Annotated in this window: 15 protein-coding genes; 9 read left to right on the top strand and 6 right to left on the bottom strand. The window is 63.1% G+C overall.

The genetic code is table 11. The annotated features are described in order from the left end of the window. Positions 1-46: 46 nt before the first annotated feature. On the top strand, positions 47-1300 hold the full coding sequence (locus tag FJY68_01655) for an aminoacetone oxidase family FAD-binding enzyme (protein ID MBM3330540.1): 1254 nt from the start codon (positions 47-49) through the stop codon (positions 1298-1300). Here the strand turns inward: FJY68_01655 and FJY68_01650 are convergent. Continuing rightward, positions 1293-2657, bottom strand: coding sequence for a M23 family metallopeptidase (locus FJY68_01650; GenBank protein MBM3330539.1), 1365 nt, complete (start codon positions 2655-2657; stop codon positions 1293-1295). The genes FJY68_01655 and FJY68_01650 overlap by 8 nt on opposite strands. Before the next feature lie 82 nt (positions 2658-2739). Then, positions 2740-3609, bottom strand: a complete 870-nt coding sequence (locus FJY68_01645) for a B12-binding domain-containing radical SAM protein (protein MBM3330538.1) — start codon at positions 3607-3609, stop codon at positions 2740-2742. A gap of 107 nt (positions 3610-3716) precedes the next feature. On the opposite strand from FJY68_01645, the gene FJY68_01640 reads away from it, so the two are divergent. Continuing rightward, complete coding sequence (locus tag FJY68_01640) at positions 3717-5057, top strand: hypothetical protein (protein ID MBM3330537.1); 1341 nt, start codon at positions 3717-3719, stop codon at positions 5055-5057. A gap of 67 nt (positions 5058-5124) precedes the next feature. Here FJY68_01640 and FJY68_01635 read toward each other — a convergent pair whose 3' ends face one another. Together FJY68_01635 and FJY68_01630 are read right to left on the bottom strand one after the other, a co-directional pair. Beyond that, positions 5125-5769, bottom strand: coding sequence for a hypothetical protein (locus FJY68_01635; protein ID MBM3330536.1), 645 nt, complete (start codon positions 5767-5769; stop codon positions 5125-5127). 166 nt (positions 5770-5935) lie between these two features. After that, complete coding sequence (locus FJY68_01630; protein MBM3330535.1) at positions 5936-7498, bottom strand: M20/M25/M40 family metallo-hydrolase; 1563 nt, start codon at positions 7496-7498, stop codon at positions 5936-5938. A gap of 249 nt (positions 7499-7747) precedes the next feature. Here FJY68_01630 and FJY68_01625 point away from each other — a divergent pair, with 249 nt between their 5' ends. Continuing rightward, positions 7748-8629: a hypothetical protein gene (locus FJY68_01625; GenBank protein ID MBM3330534.1), complete on the top strand. Its 882-nt coding sequence runs from the start codon at positions 7748-7750 to the stop codon at positions 8627-8629. A 117-nt stretch (positions 8630-8746) separates the two neighbouring features. Here the strand turns inward: FJY68_01625 and FJY68_01620 are convergent, their stop codons facing one another. Both FJY68_01620 and FJY68_01615 read right to left on the bottom strand, forming a co-directional pair. Continuing rightward, entirely contained in the window at positions 8747-11353 is a 2607-nt protein-coding gene (locus tag FJY68_01620) for a M28 family peptidase (GenBank protein MBM3330533.1), read from the bottom strand. Between the two features lie 166 nt (positions 11354-11519). Next, positions 11520-12536: a flippase-like domain-containing protein gene (locus FJY68_01615; protein ID MBM3330532.1), complete on the bottom strand. Its 1017-nt coding sequence runs from the start codon at positions 12534-12536 to the stop codon at positions 11520-11522. Between the two features lie 357 nt (positions 12537-12893). Between FJY68_01615 and FJY68_01610 the strand changes: the two genes are divergently transcribed. The 6 genes from FJY68_01610 (at position 12894) to FJY68_01585 (ending at position 19526) form a co-directional block, all read left to right on the top strand. Beyond that, positions 12894-15083, top strand: a complete 2190-nt coding sequence (locus FJY68_01610) for a hypothetical protein (GenBank protein ID MBM3330531.1) — start codon at positions 12894-12896, stop codon at positions 15081-15083. A gap of 54 nt (positions 15084-15137) precedes the next feature. Then, on the top strand, positions 15138-15335 hold the full coding sequence (locus FJY68_01605; GenBank protein ID MBM3330530.1) for a hypothetical protein: 198 nt from the start codon (positions 15138-15140) through the stop codon (positions 15333-15335). A 1015-nt stretch (positions 15336-16350) separates the two neighbouring features. Next, the gene (locus FJY68_01600; protein ID MBM3330529.1) at positions 16351-16599 is read left to right on the top strand and encodes a hypothetical protein; all 249 of its coding nucleotides are present in this window, start codon (positions 16351-16353) and stop codon (positions 16597-16599) included. Then, positions 16584-17129, top strand: a complete 546-nt coding sequence (locus tag FJY68_01595; GenBank protein MBM3330528.1) for a four helix bundle protein — start codon at positions 16584-16586, stop codon at positions 17127-17129. The genes FJY68_01600 and FJY68_01595 overlap by 16 nt, the downstream gene beginning before the upstream one ends. 253 nt (positions 17130-17382) lie before the next feature. Continuing rightward, complete coding sequence (locus FJY68_01590; protein ID MBM3330527.1) at positions 17383-18006, top strand: GNAT family N-acetyltransferase; 624 nt, start codon at positions 17383-17385, stop codon at positions 18004-18006. A gap of 434 nt (positions 18007-18440) precedes the next feature. Then, a complete protein-coding gene (locus FJY68_01585) occupies positions 18441-19526 on the top strand; it encodes a hypothetical protein (GenBank protein MBM3330526.1) in 1086 nt (361 codons plus the stop codon). Positions 19527-19766: the final 240 nt, after the last annotated feature.

Here is a 19766-nt window from a genome sequence, read left to right as displayed (position 1 = left end):
CCTTGTCCGCGGTGCTGCTTCACAAGATTGTAGCTAGGTCTATGTAGTGCAAGAGGTTGCCGATCTGGTGGTCATCGGCGGCGGGGCCGCGGGTCTGGCCTGCGCGGTTGCGGCGGGCAGGCTGGGCATGAAGGTGACGGTCCTGGAGCGCACCGACCGGTGCGGCAAGAAGCTCATGGTGACCGGCGGCGGGAAGGGCAACTTCACCCATGCTGAATCGCCGAGGATGATGGCTGGCCGGTTCGACTGCGATGTCCGGCTCATCATGCCGCTGCTGCGTGGGTTCCCCTACCAGCGCATCACTCAGTTCTTCTCGAGCCTGGGAATCGAGGCTTGGACCGACGACGAAGGGTGCGTCTGGCCGAAGGGGACCGATGCGGCCGGTATCAGGGATGCGCTTCTGAGGGAGATAGCGGAGCATGGCGGGAATGTGAGAGTCGGTTGCCGGGTAGCCGGTCTTGAGCCGGGCTGGCGAGTTCGGCTGGTGGATGGCAGCATCGTAGCCGCACGTAACGTCTGCGTTGCGACTGGTGGTGCGAGCTATCCTCGGACCGGTTCGACCGGTGATGGACTGGCGCTCTGCCGTGGCCTCGGCCTCGCGACGGTAGAGTGGTTTCCTGCACTTGCTTCTTTGCGGACAAAGGACGACCTGAGCGAACTGGCCGGGGTCACCCAACCTCGAGTGGAGATGACGTTGCTTGTCGCCGGGGATGAACCCAGGACTGCGACCGGGCACTTCATCTTTGCCCATGCCCACGTGTCGGGTTCGAGCGTACTCAATCTGTGCGGGCACGCGGCGCGAGCCCTGGCGGAGAAGAGGCAGGTGGTTCTGCGAATCAACTGGGCGCCGGACAGGAGCGAGTCAAAGCTGTCCGAGGAGTTTGCAGCTGCCCGCGCCGGACATCCCAAGAGGCAGCTTGGTACGTTCCTCGGTTCGTTCGTCGCCCGGCGACTGGCAACACGGCTTTGCGTGCTTGCCGGAGTTCCGTCTGGCCGCATCCTCACCGACCTGAGCCGGGCAGAGCAGGAGAGTATCATCCGTCAGCTTGGCTCGACCGAGTTCGCCATCGTCGGCACCGAGCCGATTGAGCGAGCAACTGTGACCGGTGGTGGTGTGAGCTTGGACGAGGTTGACCTGAAGACGATGGCGGCGCGGCGCTTTTCCGGGCTCTACTTCGCGGGAGAGGTGCTTGACGTATGGGCCGAAACCGGCGGGTACAACCTGCACTTCGCCTGGGCGACCGGAATCACGGTTGCGGAATCGGTCGCCGCCAGCCTGGGCCGGGTTTCCTCTATCTGAGAACCACCAACTTGGTGTTGTAGTCGTCCCTGCCGGCGAGCGTCAGCTTGACGATGTACACGCCGTTGGCCGGCGGCGTGTACGGGAAGCTGTGTTCTCCCGCGCTGAGCCTGCCATCCATCAGGTTCGCCACGACGCGGCCGGACGGGTCAAGTACGCGCAGCCGGGCCAGCCCGGAACCGCTGGTGCCGAAGCTAATCAGTCCGCTGCGGGCCGCAGTCTGCACCGCACGCAGGGGCCGCGACAGCACCGCAAACGGCGGCTCAGCGACCGCCACGCCGTTGCGGGTCCTGACCTGCATCGAATCTAGCGTCGTATTGCCGTAGACGTCGCTCGCGCGTACATATACCCAGTAGGTTGTATCGCCCACGAGCCCGGTGTTCCACATGCCGCTCGTGTCTGATGCCTCGATTACCGAGTCAGCGTCGGTGTTGGTGACGACATAGTAGTACTCCCGGTACTCGTAGTCGCCCTGCGTATTGCAGGTATTGTCGTTCTTATAGACGACGTGAACGAGCGCGCCGTCGAGTCGGTTCGAGAACTGGACGCCGATGGTCCAGGGCACCACCACCAGTCCGTCCTCCCGCTTGATGGAGTAGTCGACCTGGAATGGGGCGAGCTTGTCCCAGGTGTCCTGTCCGGTCGTGTACCCGGTCTTGTCATAGACCTTGGCGATGATGTCGACTTCACCGACCAAGCTGTCATAGCCAAGGTAGCGGTTGTTCCGGTTGTTTCGGCAGAAGGCGAACTTCTGATTCGTACGAGCGTTCTCGATTACCGGTGCGAGCAGATCGGTGTTGGGCTGGATGATGGTGAGAGGATTCTGGATGAACCACCAGGTAACGTCCGGGAAACGCATCCAGGTCGCGCCCGTGTCGGAGATGCGCGCGAAGTGGAGGTGGTCGAACGTCGAGGCGATCGGCCACGCTACCAGGTAGCCGATGGAGTCGCCTTCCTGGACTTCGTCGCCGAGGCTGCGGTGCCAGCGATAGGGGTCGATGTGGGCGTAGAGCCAACCCTCGGCCCGCTCGGTGAAGTCGGAGTTGGTGTCGCAGATCGCGAGCCGGTAGTGGAGTTCAGCCTGGATTGTGCCCCAGCCCTTCACCCATCCGTGCCGGACTGCGTGAACTCGGCGTCCCTGGACATCAGGTGTGATGACGTCGATGCCGTTGTGGAAGTACGGGCTGCCGCCGTAGTCCTGGTAGTTCCCCCAGTTGTTGCCGAGCGGGTGGACGGAATCAAGCGGCACGACAGGCCAGATCGCGGCGCGGGCCGGGCATGCCAACGCTACGGCAAGGAAAGCTAGTACGATGGCGGTTCTCAAGAAACTTCCTTTCGTTAGGAGAAGACCCCAGATTCTAGGTCGTCGTCAGACGTGTGTCCAGCAGTCCGCACACTTGGTGTCTTTGTGTCTTGGTGGTCGGATGCCTGGCCCGTCGCTAGAGGCCGCGCAGGTATTCAGGCTTGAAGCGGTGGTGTTTGATTGCCTCGGTCAGTTCGGCGACCATGCGTTCTTTGTCCTTTGGCAGGCGGCCCTCAAGCGGTACGTAGTTGGAGGCGTGGTTGGAGCGGAAGACGGTTGCCTTCACGTCAACCTGTTCGAGGAACAGTCTGAGCTCGGCCGCGAATTCGTGCGGCTCGGGCAGTTCGAACTCCCCGGACTTGAGCTGCCGGGCAAGCGGGGTGCCGGGAACCACCGTCACGGTCAGGGCTGACAGGTAGTTCGGGTTCATCTGCGATACGGCCCGGGCTGACTCGATAGCGTTCTCGCGCCAGAGTTTCCTGCCGCCCAGTCCGAGCAGGAAGATGACCGATGACTTCATCCCGGCCGACATACCGTGCCGGACGGCGGCGATCATCTCGTCGGCAGCAGCCTCCTTGTCAATCTGCTTGAGTATCTCATCCGAGCCGGACTCGAGCCCGAGATAGAAAATGGCAAGCCGGTGCGCCACCATTTCCTGCAGCTCCGCGACCGACTTCGAGACAAGGTCGCGAGCGTTGGCATACACTCCGACGCGCTGCAGGTCAGGGAACGTTTGCTCGAGGGTGGCAAGGATCTTGAGCAAATGCGGCGTCGGCAGGATGAGTGCGTTGCCGTCGCAGAGGAACACACGCCTGACCTCGGGGCCGTAGTACGCGCGCGCTGCCTCGATATCTTCCAGTACGTCTTCAATCGCGCGCACGCGGAACTGCTTGTCCCGATACATCGCGCAGAACGTGCAGCGATTGTGCGAACAGCCGATGGTCGCCTGCAGGAGCAGGGAATCGGCTTCAGAGGGCGGGCGGAAGATGTTGCCTATGTAGCGCATGCGTGTCTGAGCGGAGGAGATTCTACAGCGGGCCGGAGAAGTGGTCTAGCGGGGAACGGGAGTCAGCCGGGCTGCAGACGCTTGACTGGGGAGCCACCCGGGCTAAGATGACGGCGATGCTCGAGCCCAACCCCGACTTCTCTGCACGAATCCTCGATCTTGGGCCGGAAGGCGTGGACGGCCTGGAGGTCGAGCGGCTCCGTCGCATCCTCGCAGCCAAGGAGCCGGCTTCGTCCCTGCTCGGGTTCTCAAACGACGAGCTGCTGGAGCGGCTTGGAGTGCTGGTGAGGGCAGAGGGAGTCGGGAGTGGGGGGTCGGGAGTGCTGCGGCTGACGGTGGCCGGGCTCCTGCTCGTTGGCAAGGAGGACGTGCTCAAACAGCAACTGCCCGGGCACGAGGCCATCTACCTGCACATGAAGAGCGACACCGAGTACGACAAGCGGGTCGACTCGGCCAGACCTCTGCTCGCGATACTCGAGCAATTCACGCAGGCGCTCGAACCACACAACCGCATCTATACCCTGAAGCTCGGGCTGTTTCACTTCGAGATCCCCGACTTCCCGGAGGAAGTCTGCCGCGAGGCGCTCCTGAACGCGTTCGTCCACCGTGACTATAGTGTGAGCGGGCCCATCTACGTGCGTCACTTCCCGGACCGGCTCGAGATTTCAAACCCGGGTGGGTTCTTCGGCGACGTCAACCCGCAGAACATACTCGGGCACGAACCGGCGTCGCGCAACCGGCTGCTGGCCGAGAGCCTGCAGAAGACCAGGATGGTCGAGCGCGCCGGCATGGGAGTGAAGCGCATGTTTCACATCCTGCTATCGTACGGGAAGGAGCCGCCCAGCTACGAGTCAGGACCTGATTATGTCCGGCTCATCCTGCGCAACGGCCGGGTCGAGGCTGCGCCGGGCAACCGCGACGAGTCCGGTTTCGACGAGAACTTCGCCCGGTTTGTTGTCAACCGGCACCAGGAGGGGCGCGAACTGACACTGCACGACCTGCTCGTCTTCTCCTTCCTCAAGCGGAACCGAGAGATCGACCTGTCCGAGGCGGAGCGGATACTCCAGCGGAGCGAGAACGAGGCGCGTGAGACACTGAGTTCGATGGTGCTGCGCGGGCTTCTGGAGCCGTTCGGCCAGAAGAAGGGCAGGGTCTATCGTCTGTCCAAGGCGGTGTACAACCAGCTCAAGAAGAGCGTGAGCTACTCACTCTTCCGTCGGGCCGAGGCCGCGTTTGCCGAGACCGCGATACTGGGCTACATCGAGGAGCTTCCCGGCCCCGAGGAGAAACGGTTCGTCACCAACGAGATCGTCCGCACGCTGCTGCGGGTAAGCCCGGCCCAGGCCGGGTACGTGCTGTCCGGCCTGGTCAGGAAGAAGCGGCTCGTGCTCCGCGGTTGGGGCCGCGCCGCCAAGTACTACAAGTCCAGCCAACTTTCGGTCTTCTAAGGCCCGCAGCCGTAGAACAGCGATGCCCTCCACGGAGGAGGGCATCGAAAGCGGAACGGGCGAGCGGCTACTTGATGGTGGCCGAGGTTAGTTCCTCGTCGATGACCTCGACGGATCCCATGAACTCGGCTTCGCTGTGCATCTTCACGTTGCCGACACCCCTGGCATACCAGGTGTGGACTTCGACAGTCATCACCCCCAGGTTGGCGACGGTTTTCACCTTCCACGCCTTCTTGTAGGTCCCGGCGGGAACGGTTACGGTCTCCTGGCCGATGACGATGGCAGTCGCGGTGCCCTGGCCCCAGTTCTGACCGACCGCGGGATTGAGCAACATCAGGGTATCACCAGTGGTATCGTCCAGCGCGGCGTACACCATGATTACCTCGTTCTCTTCGCGCAGGAGCGTCTCCGTGGTGCTAGAGTAGCTGGAATCGGGATCGAACTCGTGGACCGCGCTTTCGTGTCTGAACCTCACGACCTCCTTGCCGTTGGTTAAGACGGCTTTCTCCAGAGCAGTGGTCGTGGTCACTGCCGTCTGAGACGTATCCAGGACGCCGCCGGATGGCCCCCCAAGACTGCGGGATTCAGTATTCCAGGTGCTGCCGAGTGTCAGCGGGAAGACGGAGCCGGCATTCGGATCGCAGTTCATCCCGGTCAGAACTGCGGCTGCAGTCGCTGCGACGATGAACATTCCTCTCACGGGTGAGTTCATTTGGGAGGCAGTCTAGCGGGGTCCTGCCCGCGAGTCAATGCAGCGGACGGCGTTTGCGCTCTGCGATCGCGATGGACAGACCGTTGTTCACGCGGACTGGGGATGTCCTGTTCCGCGGAAGAGTAGCGGGCGGACGCTTGCGCCCGCATCCTGTGTTCGGCTCGGTCTAGCGGCCGACTACCACCTTGAGCGAACGTTGTCCGCCTGCAGCGGTCAGCCGGAGAAAGTAGATGCCGGTCGGGACGTCACGGGTGTCCCAGGTCGCGGAGTGCGCGCCGGCGGAAGCTGAGCCGGAAGCCAATGTCGCCAGTCCTCGTCCGGAGCGGTCATAAGCTTCCAGCTTGACGCTTGACGCCTGACGCAAGCTGAATCGAACTTGTGCGGTCCCGCGTACCGGGTTCGGCTGGAGAACGAGCCCATAAGTGCTGCCGGACAAGAGGTCGAAGGGCGCGGATGACGACACGCCCGCCGGCAAGGGCTCACCCAGAGTCGCCAGGGCCGCGACGCCGGCCCGGATGACTTCGGTGCAGAAGCCGTTGTCGTTGTACCCGGCGCCAATCGAGTCGCCGGGTGAGTGATAGTACGGGTTCGGTGGCCAGAAGTCCTCGCTGCCGCAGAGCGCCACGTAGCCGTTGTTCCAGAACGAAGCATGATCCGAATACGGCATGTCCGTCATCATCCGTTTGTTGCAGTTGAGTGTGGTGTACGTGTCGGCGGCTGCCATGAACAAGTCGCACAGCGGTTCGCAGGCCGGGTTCGCGATCTTGCCGATGACCTCGAGGTCCTCGGGCACGGAGTCCGCGTAGCCAATCATGTCGAAGTTGAGGACGCCGAGGATAGAGTCGCCCCGGTTCCGCGCCTGGCCGGCATAGTAGGGGCTACCCAATCCCAGTTCTTCGGCGGAGAAGGCGATGAAGCGGAGGTCGCGACGGAACTGGAAGCCCTGTGTCACGCGGCAAGCCTCGATTGCTGAGACCGCGCCCGAGGCGTTGTCGTCGGCGCCGGGCGACCAGGGGATGCCGTCGAAGTGACCGTCGATGACCGCGTAGGTCTGGCGCCGGCCGTCAGAGCCGTAGCGGACGCCGACGACGTTGGGCGCGTAGTCCGCATCGTGGTCCTGGAGGATGACCGTGTCGCATCCCCAGTCTCGAAACCTCCCGGCAATCCACCGGGCAGCTGCCTTGCCCGATTCTCCGAGCGCATAGCGGTTGCCGAAATCCTGGAGCCGCTGCACGAACGCGAGCACCGAGTCCGGGGAGACCCGCGCCACGATCCGTTCAATTGTCGGATTGGACAGGACGCGAGGCAGCTCGGGTGCGGGCGTGCCCATTACCCAGCCGTCCAGGCTGATTCGGCCGCGCATCGCCGGCACGGCAAGGAAGCTCTCGATCGCGTCGGGATCGACCTCGACAAGGTACTGCTCGCCGTCGAAGTCGAGGATGCGGGAGACCGCGGCAAGGTCGGCGCGGGACGAATCAGCGAGCAGGCGCACGGTGTGGTAGCGGTGTGCCTTCGGGTTTTCGGCCAGGAGCCGCCCGTGCAGCGCCGCGAAGTCGCCGTCGGCGGCTTCGCCGGACAGGATCAGCACGCCGTGGCTGGTGACGCCGACGATGGTGTAGCGGCCGGCCAGGTCTTCCGGAGTCGAGTTCGGCACCAGTCCGAGGAACTCAGCGGCCCCGGCCAGAGAAGCCGCGACGGTGACGATCAGCAGAAACGACTTCCGCAGCACAGCCCTCCAGGCGATTCTGCATATGAGAAGGACGGCGGGTCAGCGATCTTCAGCCGCAGCCGGGTCATCCTGCAGGCAATCGCTGCCGCAGGTGCCGCAACTGCGAGAGTTCTTCGCAAGTGGCGTTCCTTTGAGGAGCAGTCTAGTTGGACACCGACGGCGTGTCAAGTTGAGGTCCCTTCCCTGGCTTGCGCGCCGCAGAGGCGCGGCTATACTCTGGGGACGAGAGTGTTGACAAAGCCATCTCCTGTGAAGCCCGTACTCGCAGCCGTGCTCCTGGCGCTAATCGCGCCGGCATGGGCCGACTTCAATCGTACAACGCTGCTGATGGATACGCCGACCGCGGACGTGATGCCGGCCGGCGCGCTCGCCATCGCCCCGAACGTGACATTCTCGCTGGTGGATTCACCGCGGGACCCCGGATGGGAAGGGGGCAGCAGCGTGCGGGTGGCGCCGTTGAAAGGCCTGGAGGTCGCCCTCACCGCCTACACTCCACGAGACTACGTCCTGGGGCTGACCTATCAGCTGGTCAGCGGCCGGTTCGACCGGGTCGGTCTGCTCAAGCTGTTCCATGTACTTGACCCCTGGAAAACGAGGCAGGCCGTTGAAACGGCCCAGCACTTGTCGCTCGCATTCGGTGTCTACGATGTCGGCACCCACGGCCACGTCTCTCCGATCGGGCGCGACACCGTCGCCTGGTCGGACTGGCAGTACTACTCCAATGACGGCAGCAAGTACATCCGGCCGCTTGAAAACCTCTCCGCGTTCGTCGTGACGAGCATTCCGATTACCGGTTCCGCCCGCGTCAGCGTGGGACTCGGCCGCGGGCGGTTTGTCGGATACGATGGCATCAACGACTACCTGAATACGGACGTCTTCTTTGACGACTACCACCAGTGGACTTTCGGGCTGTTCGGTGGCTTCGAGTTGTACGTCACGCCTGAGATTGCCCTGTGTGTCGAAGCGAACAGCCGTGACGCGAACGCCGGGATCAAGGGATTCTATGGTCCCGTCAGCGTACAGGTATCGGTATGCAAGCTGGAGGGGCTGATTCACTCCGGAGAGGAGAGGTTCGGCCGCCTGGCGATTGACGTGGGCTGGCAGTTCGAGAATCTGTTCGGCAGAAACTGAAAGGGTTAGACGCAACCGGGCGGCTGCCTCTTCCTTTCCTCCGGTTCTTGACGTCTGACGGTCCCGTAAAGATGTAGCGGGCGGGCGCTTGCGCCCGCCCGCTGTGCTTGGCTCGGTCTAGCGGCCGACTACCACTTTGAGCGAACGTTGTCCGCCTGCAGCGGTCAGCCGGAGGAAGTAGATGCCGGTCGGGACTTCACGGGTGTCCCAGGTCGTTGCGTGCGAGCCGGCGGATGCGAAACTGGAAACCAGGGTCGTGAGCTTTCTGCCGGTCCGGTCAAAGGCCTCAAGCCTGACGCTTGACGCCTGACGCAAGCTGAACCGGACTTGTGCGCTCCCGCATACCGGGTTCCTGTCGAGCGTGAGGTGAAAGGCGTCCGGCGTGAGGCGGCGGGTCGGCTCGGCGACCCCGGTGCCGGGGGCCGTCGTGTACTTGATGGCCCGGCCGGGGACAATCGGCGATGCTCCGTGGGCCAGCGTGCCGTTGAAAAGGTCCTGGATCGCGATGGCCCGGGTCGAGTCCTGGATACCGACTGTGGAACTCGTGAACCCGGCCGCGGTCTTGTATTGCGCGACGATGACGTTGTCGCCGGTCGGAGTCGTAACCGTGGTGTCGTAGAAGATGACCTCGAACTTGTCTCGGTTCGAGCCCGAGTAGTACTTGACGCTGTCGTACTCAACGATGAAGCGGTGATTGGCCGAGTCGTGGAACCAGTACACGTAGCCGGCTCCTCCGCTGCCCGACACCGGGTAGAGGTCGTCCCAGTTGGCGAAGACCGTGGCGCGCGGGGCCGAGGTGCTGGGCAGGATGGTGTTGTCGAAGTTGGACGTGGTGTAGTTTCCGGCCGCAATCCAGCCGTCGGCAGATACCGATATCTGGCTGTAACTCCGGCCGTAGTACCGGAACGGGCCGAATGCTGCCGGCAGGCTGACCGGGACGACGTCGTCGTTGTCCGAGAATGTGAGCCTCGTACCCTGCGCGTTTACTTCGACCCACTCGTAGTTCGGGTGCTCGGGATAGAGCGTATCGACGTCGTCGTAGGCCCAGTAGCGCGCGGGCACGCGCGGCCCGTCCGGTATCGGGTCCGTGTTCAGGTACTCGCCGATGGGGAAGGAGAAGGTCGTCTGCCAACTCGACTCGGCAGAGGAGATCGTCAGGTCGAAGTCGGCCACGTGCTCGCGGGGAGTGTTGGGGGCGGCTTTCATCGTGAAGGGCACCGCGTTGACCGCTGTGTCCAGCCCGGCGATGTCGCCGTAGGCCGCGTCCACGTTGTAGAGCGTGACATACGGATCGGTGGAGCTGACCGCAGCGCTCACACCGGTGGCACCGGCCATACCGAAGTTCTTCAGCGTCAGAAAGACGGCGACCGATTCGCCCGCGTCCCACTTGCCGTTGTCGTTGCCCGCAGAGTCGTCGAGCAGCTTGTGCAGCAGGCCGACCGAGGGCACGTTCTGCGGCACCGGCTCGCCCATCGTGGCGAGGGCAGCGACGCCGGCCCGGATGACTTCGGTGCAGAAGTTGTTGTTGTTGTACCCGGCGCCAATCGAGTCGCCGGGTGTGTGGTAGTACGGGTTGCCGGGCCAATAGTCTTCGATGCCGCAGAATCCCAGGTAGCCGTTGTTCCAGAACGGCCCCTGGTCGGAGCTCTGCATGTCGGAGACCATCTCTTTGCTGCAGGGCAGGCTCGTGTAGGTGTCGGCGACCGCGATGAACCAGTCAACGAACGGCCCGCAGGCCGGGCTGGCGATCTTCCCTATCACCTCGAGGTCCTCGGGAGCGCTGTCTTCGTAGGCGATCATATCGAAGTTCAGCACGCCGAGAATCGAGTCTCCCTGGCTGCGCGCCCGCCCGGCGTAGTACTCGCTGCCGAGCAGGCCGAACTCCTCGCCCGAGAAAGCGATGAACCTGAGGTCGTGCCGAAACTGGAAGCCCTGTGTTACCCGGCAGGCCTCGATTGCGGACACCGTGCCCGAGGCGTTGTCGTCCGCGCCGGGCGCGTTCGACGCGGCGTAGGCATCGAAGTGGCCGTCGATGATTGCATACGGACTACGTTGTCCTGAAGTGCCGTAGCGGACCCCGACGACGTTGGGCGCGTGGTTGGTAGTATGGTTCTGCAGGATGACCGTGTCGCAGCCGTAAGCCCGGAACGTCGCCGCAATCCACTGGGCGGCGGCTTTGCAGGAGTCACCGGTCGAGTAGCGGTTGCGGTACTGTTGCAGCCGGCGTACGAATGCGAGCACCGAGTCGGACGAGACGCGCGCCACGATCTGCTCGACCGACGGGTTGGAGAGAACAACAGGTAGCTTCGGTGTCGGGCGGTCCATGACCCAGCCGTTCAGGCTGATGCGGCCGCGCATTGCCGGCACGGCGATGAAGCGCTCGACGGCATCGGACTCGACTTCGACCAGGTACTGCTCGCCGTCGAAGTCAAGGATGCGGGAAACCGCCGCCAGGTCGGTGCGCGAAGCCTGGGCGAACAGGCGAACGGTGAAGTACAGGTGGTCCTTCGGGTCAGCGGCGAGCCAGGACCCGTCGCGCGCGAAGAGGTCGGCGAGCTCGGATTCGTCCCCCAGCACCAGCGTGCCGCGGCCGGTGACGCCGACGACGGTGTATTGCCCGGCGAGGTCGTCCGGGGCCGTGTTCGGAACGAGGGCGAGGAATTCACCGGCCAGGCACAAAGAGAGCCCGACCGCGATAATCAGGAACAGGGATTTCCGCAGCATAGTCCTCCAATTGATACAGAAACAGAGAAGGGCGGCGAGCCTGTGGTCCTCGGCCGCACCTGAACAATGTTACAGCGCGGACCGGCAGCGTGTCAAGGGGGGCGTACCCATTCCCTTCTTCTGTTTCGCCTCGTGCCTGCAGCGTCGGTTCAGGGGCCGGAGCGGGCTAGCGCTTGGAGATATGGCGCAGGGCGAGGATGCCGCCGACCAGCGCCCCGCCGTAGAAGCTGAAGAGCCGCCAGAGCACGACGTAGACGCCGAGCATCGCCTTCGGGCAGACCGCCGCGTACAGCCCCGCCGCGCCGACCTCGGCCACGCCGCTCGCGCCCGGAGTGGGTACGAACAAGAGTACCGCGGTGAGCAGCAGGTTGAGCGCCATCACCCGTAGCGCATCGGTCTGCACGCCTAGCCCGGCCAGCAGGGTCGCGCTCATCCCGAACAGCGAGACGATGCAGACCACGGTCACCAGCAGGCCCAAGGCGAGCCAGCCGAGATTGTGCGACTGGCGGTAGACCTTGAGCCCGTCCACGAACTCGTCGAATTCATCCAGCACCCAGATCACGCCGCGACGAATCAGCCCCGGTTTCGCTGTCTGTGACAGCCGGGCGTGCCACCGCCGGAACCGGGCCGGAAACGCCACGCTCGCTATGACCAGCGCCGCCCCGGCGGCGATAATCACCCCGATGTAGCCGGCCAGCACCCTGACGATTGCGGTCGAGGCGTTGAGCCGGATGGCGACAACCGGCGCGGCCGCGAAGAGCAGGCCGTAGAATACCACGCCGCGCATCAGCAGCAGCGAGGTCGCTTTGCCCGGGGAGATGCCACGGCTGTTCATGATGTAGAGCTGGAGGGGCAGGCCGCCGACCTGGAACGGGGTCACGGCAGCCATGAAGTAGCCGATGAAGATAATCTCGATTGAGGCGCGAAGCGACAGCCGGTGCTCGGTCGCCCGGGAGAACACGGCGAGGCGCAGGCCGTCGAAGATGGACGCGACCAGCCAGAGCGCGCAGGTCGCGGCCAGCCAGTACCACTTGACGTGGGCGAGTCCGGTCAGGGTCTCGCTGCTGGCGGTGAACGCCAGCAACAATACCGCGGCAGCAACCGCGATGAATACAAACACCCGCACCCCACGGGCGATGGTGCGGCGCGTAAGGCTTGGTGTCGGTGCGGGTTGTTCGTTCACTGTCGGTGTTCCGCTTCCGCATGTGCGGCCGGACCAAAGGGATGCTAACTCCCAACTGCGCGCGGGTCAACTCGGGGCACAGGCCGCAGCCGAGGTCAGAAGCCAGATTGCAGAACTGCGAACCCGGTATGACGAACCACGCATGCACACGAATTGAGAGGTCGATTGAACCCGGCTGAGTGATTCGATCTCGGACTCGGTCCCTACGGAGCCGGGCGAGTAGACAAGTCCTCCATACTTCTTCCTTGCCGCATCCTTGACTTGCTGCGGCGGCGAAATACACTCGTAGGTGATGATGTCGGGCCGGTCCGCCCCCGGGGTCGAGCCGACCCGCGAATTCGTTCTAAAGGAGAAAAGATGTCGCGAATGTTGACCGTACTATTGGGCTGCTGTCTTCTGGTGGGGGCCGCAGGCGCGCGAGCCGAATTGCACCGCCTGGGTTTTGTCCGGGAGGACCTGAGCAAGGTCGCGCCCGAACACGAGGTGAAGAGCATTCCGCCCGCGCTGGGCGCGAAGTCCTTCCTTGACCTGCCGGTGGTGGACCTGACCAGCGAGATGCCACCGGTCGGCAATCAGGGCGGTCAGGGTTCCTGTGCTTCGTGGTCGATAGCCTACTATCACCGCACCCAACTCGAATACCACGAGCGGCACTGGGACCTGAACGACCCGCACCACCAGTTCAGCCCGGCCTTCTGCTACAACCAGGTGAACGGCGGCGGTGACAACGGCTCAGGCTTCGGTAACAACATGCCGCTCATCTGCGAGTCGGGTGTCGCCAGCTTGGCCGACTGTCCGTACAACGACGGCGACCCGGTCAGCTGGCCGTCCGAATCAGCGTACTCGAAAGCCACCCCGTACCGCACCAAGGACTGGGCGTGGTTCCATACGGACGACACGACCGGCGTGAACATGATCAAGCAGTTGCTGGCCAACGGCAGCACGTCGTGTCTCTCCATCGGCGTCTGGGGCAATTTCGACAACATCGCCGCGCACAACTACATGTACTGCTCCGCCGACCGGGAAGGCGAGAACCGGGGCGGGCACCTGATAACCTTTGTCGGGTACAACGATACCCTGACTACGGTCGACGGAACCGGCGCGTTCCGGATGGTCAATTCGTGGGGTCCGGGCTGGGGCCAGGCGGGCTACTTCTGGATGTCCTACGAGGCGGTGATGGACAGCTTCCTCTGTCCCGGTCGGGAGGTCGCGTACCTGACCGATACCGTCGGGTACGTGCCCAGGCTGCTCGCGCGCGCGAACATCGACCATCCGACGCGTGACCGGTTCGGGCTCCAGTTCTCGGTCGGCAAGCGCTGGAGCGCGCTCTGGCTGTACAACTTCCGCTCCTGGGCCCGCGCGAGAACCGATCAGCCGTTCCCGGACAACAAGATCGTGTTTGATCTCACCGACGCCGCCTCGTTTATCGAGAGCAAACAGACCGACTCCATCTACTTCGTCGCCACGGACGGTAGGCGCGACAGCAAGACCGGCTCGGTCCTCAGTTCGTCTGTGCAATTGCTTGACTGGGGCACCCTCTTCTACGCGGAGTCCTGCCCGCGTTCCATTCCCGACAACGGGAATGCGGTCCCGTTCGGCCATCGCCTGGTCCAGCTGGACAACAACGTTTCCACGACCGTAATCCTCGCCCCGAGGGGAATCCTCGAACCGGACAGCTCCTACGTGCCGACCGCCGAGGTGCGTAACTTCGGCACGGCCACGGCCAGCTTCCCGGCAATGGTCTCCATCGGCGCCGGCTACGCCGATACCGTACAGGTGAACAGCCTCGCTCCGGCCAGCGCGGAGACGCTCGAGTTCGCGCCCTGGGTTGTTCCCGCCCGCTGTACCGCCGTGGTCCGGTGCTCGACCGCGCTCAGCAACGACGAGTACCACGGGGATGACGTCGCTACGTCGCTGGTGTGGGCCCGCTACCACGACGCGGGACTGGTCGACATTCTCGTCCCGGCCGACACCGTCGACTCCGGCAGGATCATCTACCCCTCGGTAAGAATTCGGAACAACGGCACGCAGGCGGAATACGTGACCGCCACCTTCCGCATTCCCGACGCGGGCTACCTCAGGCAGTCGCGCGTCACGGTTCCGTCCAACGGAGAGATGTCGGTGACGTTTGCCACCTGGGTCCCCAAAGAGCTGGGCAGCCACGTGCTGCGGTGCAGCCTGAACTTCGCCGGTGATGCTGACCCCGTCAACGACACGATGGGCGGCACGACATTCGTGGTGCCGGTCGGAATAGCGGAAGGGAAACAAACGCCGCCCCCGTTCCGACTCGATGTGCCGCGCCCGAGCGTCTTCGACCGCAGCGTTGCCATCGCGTTCGCGCTGCCGAAAGCGGCCGACGTCTCCTTGTCTCTCTACGATGCTGCCGGCAAGCTGGTCAGACAGCTCAGGAACGGTACCGCGGCGGCCGGAGATCACCGGTTGACCTGGGACGGCCGCGACGGCCAGGGCCGAGCCGTGCCTTCCGGCGCCTACTTCTGCCGGCTCGACGCGGGCGACCGCCGCGCGACCGCCGTCCTGCTCAAGCTGTAGCCGCAAAGAGCAACCACTCACTCGTGACGGCGCGGCTCTGCCGCGCCGTTTCGGTTGTCGGCTGACGGATTCTCCAGCCTCTCGTACGACGTCGCGAAGCACGCGGCGAAGCAGGAGCCGAAGCACGGCTCGAAGCACCGGCAGAAGTATCGCTCGCCGTGTACTGGACTGCGTCGGCAACTTCATCCTGCACTCGACCTTAACCTCGACCTCAATCTCCATAGTCCATCGCTCGCCGCATCGCTCATCTAGAAGCTCAGTGCGTCGCTTCTTTGATTGCTTGCTTCAAAGCTCGACGCAAAGCTCGGGTCAAAGCTCCTCTGAAAGCTCAACTCAAAGCTCATTTCAAGGCTCGTCTCATGGCTTCGTCGAAAGCTCCTCAAAGGGCTAGCCCCCAGGCGACCCCTATATGCGAACTCCCGGGCTTGCGACCTGGCCTAAAGCTTCAATAATATGGTAGTTACGCCTGCTGGGCGTCTTGCACTAACTCCTCGGTTCTTTTCGGGCACTTCCATTCGTCATTCGAGCTTCGACCTTCGAACTTCCGTCCGCAGGGAGGGCAAGCCCCGGGACTGCCCGGGGAGTAGCCCGCCGTAAGAAGCAGAGTCTTTGTCGGCCATCTACTCAAGATGCCGGACAGGATTTCAATGTCAACACCTATATGTAGTGGTGTGGACAACTCGGTGGATACAGCGTATAGTAGTTCGCCCAAGTCACGGCGGGTGTGGAAAGTGTGGATAGAATGTGGATAACTATGTGGATAACTAACCACAACCTGTAGTGGAGACCCCCGGACACACCGAGGAAGATGTTGTGCAGGCTGAGGAGCTATCCACATCCATCCACATCCCAACAGCAGCAACAGGTTCTTCTAACTAGTTTTGTTGTTGTTCCGGAAGCGTGTGGATAAACGCAAGCCGCAAGGCTCAAACAGCAGGCCGCAAACTCGGGCAGGGGGGGTGACCTGGTGTATCAGTTGTTCCAGCAAGTGCGTGCGATGCGGCTGCGCACGACAGAACCAGCCCGCCATTGCGTCTGCTTCAGGTGAGCAAGGATCTTGCCCCACCCCGCCCGCAGAACCGTCCAGCGGCTGCGGTCCTGGATCCGACTTTGGAGCCACGAAAGCACGAAGGACACGAAACGAATGGGTGCGGGATACGACATGTCCGTTTCACTCCGCTCTCGTGTCTTCGTGGCCATCAATCTCGGTTCTGGGGCTGCGGCCCTCGGCTTGACTCGGGGCAAGGCAGGCATATTCTAGACGTCCATGGGAGCTTCTCCTCCCGCATTGGTGGCTGACCTTGTCGAGCACTTCTCCCGCGACCGCGAGGTCTTCCAGTCCCTTGACGACAAGGACGAGCAGTTGCCCAAGGCCAAGACCCCGCAAGAGCAAGAATCCCTCAAGCGGACGATAGAGGCAACCGACAACCAGATCGACGTGCTCGTGTATGAGTTGTACGGACTGACGGAGGACGAGATTCGGATAAGAGAGGGCGGCTGGTGTCAGAGTCACTGATTCCGAAGCACGGCGGGTATCGCGACCTAAGGTCGTTCCAGAACGCCACCATCGCCTATGATGCCACCGTGGCGTTCTGCAACCGGTTCATCGACAAGCGCTCGCGCACGCACGACCAGATGGTGCAGGCCGCCCGTTCTGGGAAGCAGAACATCGCGGAAGGAAGCATGGCCTCCGGGACCTCGCGCAAGACCGAGCTCAAGCTGGTTGGCGTGGCCAGAGCCAGCTTCGAGGAGTTGCTTCAGGACTACCTGGACTTCCTGCGGCAGCGCGACCTGCCGGAGTGGTTGAAGGACGACCCACGCAAACAGGCCATCAGGAGGTTGGCTCAGGCGCCGGAAAGGTCGTACGGGACATACCGGACGTACGTTGAGGACGGTGACGCGGAGACTGCCGCCAACTGCCTGGTCTGCCTGGTCAACCAGACCAACTACCTGCTCGACCAGCAACTGCGCCAACTCGACCGTCGTTTCCTCGAAGAGGGCGGAATGACCGAACGCCTGTACCGCATGCGTCAGGAAAGGAGATAGCATCCGTACGGCTTGTCTGTCCTGTATGCCCTGTCGCATCCGGACTGGGAATTCGGTGGGCTGCAAATGGCTATTGACACGGCCCAAGTCACTTTGGATTGACGATTCCAGATTGCCGATCGACGCGGGCGCTGCCCGCGGGCCTCAAGCCTCAAGCCGAGAGCGGATGTCGATTGCTGATTGGCGGAGCGGTTCTGACGGCCGACAGCGATGAGGGTCTACAGCCTACAGCTAGCGGCACGGGCCGGACGGCATGATTGACATACAGGAGGTCGGTGCGGACCGGCTGCCCGAGTACGCGCGGATCCCAATCGCATTCGAAGTGCGTTCGGCATACCGTGTCGAACCACTCGACCCTGGGTTTCGCCTGGTCGAGGAACCCGTGCCAGAACCCTACGTGAAGGACTACGACGCTTCTGAAGACCCTGATGGCCGTGTCCTGAATTGGCCCGCGCACTTCGACGTCTCGAAGTGGGGCTTCTTCATTGCCCGCGAAGGTAGCGATGATCTCGGGGCGGCAACCGTAGCTGTGCACACGCCTGCAGTGCACATGCTTGAGGGGCGCTCAGACCTCGCGGTCCTGTGGGACATTCGGGTCCGTCCGGATAGGCGTAGACATGGCGTCGGCACCGCCCTGTTCCAGCGTGCCGCAGACTGGGCGCACCGCAGAGGCTGCCATCAGCTCAAGGTCGAGACGCAGAACACGAACGTGCCGGCTTGCCGCTTCTACGCGCGGCAGGGTTGCGTGCTCGGAGGCATTAACCTCTTCGGCTACGCCGCCTGCCCGGCCGTCGCTCACGAAGTGATGCTGCTCTGGTATCTCGATCTCCGCAATGACATTCGGGAGACGCAGACGATCACTGACTCGGCGGGATGACGGCCGTTAGTCCATTGTAGATTGCCGGAGCGGCAAGCCGTGAGCTGTAAGTCGAGAGCGGATGTCGATTGCCGATAGGCGGAGCGGATGAGGGCGGCCGACAGCTTGCGGCCGGTCAATCCGGGCCCGCTGGTCGCGGCAGGCGTCATGAGAGCAGGGGCGGGCCCTCTCGCTTCCAGCAGGCTTGACACGGTTGCTGTAGGAACTATGATTGCCGTCGAAAGTGGATTCTCGGTTTGGTGTTCCTGACTTGAGGAGACCGTGACGCCGGCCTTGGCTGAGAGACTTCCCGCTCGGGAACCGATGCCTCATGCGCCTGGCGGCGTGGCTACTGCGGGTCGAACCACAGGCAGTAGTACGTCGTTTCGGACCGGCGCGGTGGTACGGACCGAAGCCGGCAGGCGTCAGCCGTGACATCGGCAAGGAGGATAGCAGTGCGTAATCTTTGTCTGGCAGCTTCTCTGTTCATTGCGGGTTGTGTTACGACGCCGGACCCGCCCGAACAGCAACTGATTCACTACGGCGACAACACTCATGCGTCTATCGGCATGGCGGCGGAGGTAGACGAGTATGGGTTTGATGGGAACGCGGGCGAAGTAGTCACGCTAGTGATGGTGGTGGACTCGGGGACCATGTGGTCCCGGATCGACCTCCTCGATCCGTCCGGCACGAAGATCACCGACGCCAGGCATCCGACCCGGGCGAGGATAGACACCGTCAGGTTGACAGAGACGGGTCGCTATGCGGTCCTGGCGATGGATGGGTTCGATAGTACGCGGACGGGCAGATACGGCCTGTCCGTTCAGCGGACGGCAGACCCCGGGAGTGCGATTCCCATTACCTACGGGTCAGGAGTACAATCCTCCATCGACAGTACGGCCCAGATTGCCGCCTATACTTTCGAGGGGAATGCGGGCGACATCGTCACGATGCTCATGGCCGTAGATTCGGGGACTCTGTGGTGCGGGATCGAGATCTACGATCCGTCGGGAACCAGAATCGCGGAAGCCATCGATCCGTCCGATGCGCGGGTCGACGGCGTAGGGTTGGCGACGACAGGCCGCCATGCCATCTTGGTTACCGACGGGTTCGATGGCAAAATGACAGGAAGGTATGGCTTGTCTTTGCAGCGTACCGCCGACCCGGGAAACGCCACTTCTATTGCCTATGGGGCGAAGGTCGGACTACTGATCGATAGTACGGCTCAGATTGATGCGTATACGTTTGACGGGAACGCGGACGACGTCGTCACGATAATCGTGGCGGCAGACTCGGGAAACCTGTGGCCCAGGGTCGAACTTTACAATACGGCCGGCACTAGAATCGCGGGAGTTACAGATCCCACCAATGCGAGAATCGACACAGTGAGGTTGGCTTCGACAGGCCGTCACGCGATTCTGGCAATGGATGGCTTCAATGGAATCCTCCAGGGGAGATGCAGCTTGAGCCTCTCGCGCGCCAAGAGCGGGAAGCCGGAAGCCGGAGTGCCTGCGAGTTCCGGCCTTCTTTCACTTCGCTGAAATCCGCCGAGTCTCTTCAGTCTTGCCACGGGGCTAGAATCTGGACTGACCGCTGGGGGGCTCGCGAGGCCCAGAGACACCTATCCACTGCGGTCCACATTCTTGCAGATGATGTCACGCCGCGGCGGCATTTGACTCGTCCGGGGGGAGTGTCTATCATCGTACGGTGAATGTTGATAGGTCTCTTGTGACGCGCCGGAGGCGCGTGCCATGACTCGGCACTTGTGCCGGGGCCGTGCG

This window comes from candidate division WOR-3 bacterium (assembly GCA_016867815.1).
Lineage (GTDB): Bacteria > Hydrothermota > Tepidihabitantia > Tepidihabitantales > Tepidihabitantaceae > UBA2258.
The sequence above is the reverse complement of the archived record's forward strand: the minus strand, read 5'-3'. Positions and strand labels throughout refer to the sequence as shown.